Genomic DNA, 2,153 nt, shown 5'->3' with positions numbered 1-2,153 from the left:
GACGGTACCTCTGGTCATCAGCCAGCCCGTTCCGGCCGTCACCACCGTCTCCGCAAACAGCGGCTTCGACTGGACTGACGCCGGCATCGGTGCCGCCGTGGCCGCACTGCTGCTGATCCTGGCAGGCTTCGCCGCGACGCGGGTGCGACCGCGCCAGACCGCGGCTCTGTAAGGGCTGAGCTCGCGCCCGGTGGGGGTTGTCGGGACCCCCACCGGGCGCTGGGGTGGTCCGGCCCAGAACCGGACAAGGTGTAAGATCGCTCCCGATGCGACCAAGGCTCCTTCTGCTGATCGTGGCCGCTGCTGTGGTCGCCCTGCTGTCGGGGACGAGCCGTGCCGGCGCCGGCACCGCCGCCTGCACCGCGACGGCCACGGGCAAGCACGTACGCACCCAGCTGCTGAAGGTGCACCTGGCCGGAACCTGTCCGGTGACGGGCGTCGCGCACGGCACGCTCACGTTCAGCCAGTGGCCGCGCATCCGCGCCGATGGCGTGTTCGCGCTCGACTACGCGGCTGCAACGCTGTGGCTGCGGGTGCCCCGAAAGCTCTCGATGAAGCCGGCGTGGACCGCGCACGCGGCCACGACGGCGCTCGACGTGTCCGTCCAGGCCTCGCCGCGGCGCCGCCTCAGCGGCCGCGGCCGCTACTCGATCCGCGGCGGCTTCAAGGCGTCGAACGGCGCCGTGGTGCGCTGGCACCAGACCGTCACCGCCACCCCCAACCGCATCACGCTGGGATCGGTGCACGTCAGCGCCAGCCTGCCCGGGAACGGCTCGATGGTGGTCGCGGTGCACGAGGTGCGGCAGTTCTGTGCCACGAACAAGACCTGCCCGTTCGGCCTGAAGACGACCACCGACCGGGTCGCCTTCCCCGCCGCCTTCACGCACGTCACCGTCAGCTCGCCGCTGTGGTTCGTGATGGGGGACGGCACGCTTCTCTCCGGACGTGAGCAGACGACGATCCTGCTGCGGTCGAAGCGGACGCACCGCATCCTCGGGCGCTCCGACTTCCAGGCGCTGATCCGGATCCCGTGATCCGGCCCAGCCCCTAGACTGCGCCCCATGGATACCCGCCCGATCGGCGTCTTCGACTCCGGCGTCGGCGGCCTGACGGTGCTGCACGAATGCCTGGTCACGCTGCCCCACGAGGACTTCATCTACTTCGGTGACTCAGCGCCGGAGCGGTTCCCGTACGGCACCAAGCCGGCAGCGACCATCCGCCGGTTCGCCCACGAGGTCGCCCAGCACCTGATCGAGCGGGACGTGAAGCTGCTGGTGGTCGCCTGCAACTCGGCCACGGCCGCCGCCCTCCCAGATCTGCAGCGCGAGTTCACGGTGCCCCTGATCGGCGTGATCACACCCGAGGCGCACGCCGCCGTCCAGGCCACCCGCGCCCGCCGGGTCGGCGTGATGGCGACCGAGGCGACGGTTGCGAGCGGCCGCTACCCGGCGGCGATCGGTGTGCTCGACGCCGGCGTCGAGGTGGCACAGGTGGCCTGCCCGGAGCTGGTGCCGCTGATCCAGAGCGGCGACGTCAACGGACACGACCTGCACGACGCCGCCAAGCGGTACGCCGAGCCGCTGAAGCAGGCGGAGGTGGACACCGTGATCCTGGGCTGCACGCACTACCCGCTGATCCGACCCATGCTGCAGCGCATCTTCGGCCGGGACGTCACGCTGATCACCTCCGCTGAGGAGATCGCACGCGAGGTCGCGGCCACCCTCGAGCGACGCGGCGTCGCCAACCTGACCGACCGCGAGGGCAGCTACCGCTTTCTCTGCACGGGCGACGAGCAGGCCTTCCAGGCCGTCGCCGGGCGCTTTCTGCAGCTACCGCTGACCGAGGTCGAGCGGGTCGATCCCGCGCGACTGGAGATCGCCGCGTGAAGCGCGCCGACGGCCGCGAGCTCGACCAGCTGCGCCCGCTCGCGATCGAGCCGGGGTTCATCGACAGCGCGCACGGCTCGGTGCTGTTCTCGATCGGGAAGACGCGCCTGGTCTGCACGGCCATGGTCGAGGAGTCGGTGCCGGGGTGGATGCGCGGGCGCGGCACCGGCTGGGTCACCTCCGAGTACGGGATGCTGCCGGGCTCGACATCCGACCGAAAGCCTCGCGACGCCAGCCGCGGCAAGCTGGACGGCCGCACGGTCGAGA

At 71.2% G+C, this 2,153-nt stretch carries 2 protein-coding genes and 1 pseudogene; all 3 read left to right on the top strand.

The window, feature by feature from the left end; all coding sequences use genetic code 11:
* Positions 1 to 266 precede the first annotated feature (266 nt).
* The gene (locus VN779_RS17805) at positions 267 to 1,034 is read left to right on the top strand and encodes a hypothetical protein (RefSeq protein ID WP_325724735.1); all 768 of its coding nucleotides are present in this window, start codon (positions 267 to 269) and stop codon (positions 1,032 to 1,034) included.
* A gap of 27 nt (positions 1,035 to 1,061) precedes the next feature.
* Positions 1,062 to 1,886, top strand: a complete 825-nt coding sequence (murI, locus tag VN779_RS17800; RefSeq protein WP_325724733.1) for a glutamate racemase — start codon at positions 1,062 to 1,064, stop codon at positions 1,884 to 1,886.
* A pseudogene (locus VN779_RS17795) lies at positions 1,883 to 2,153 on the top strand (ribonuclease PH); the annotation flags it as partial. The gene murI and the pseudogene VN779_RS17795, both read left to right, overlap by 4 nt.

The organism is Actinocrinis sp. (assembly GCF_035605935.1).
In the GTDB taxonomy this organism is placed as follows: Bacteria; Actinomycetota; Actinomycetes; order Streptomycetales; family Catenulisporaceae; genus Actinocrinis.
This window is presented reverse-complemented; position numbering and strand designations above follow the sequence as displayed.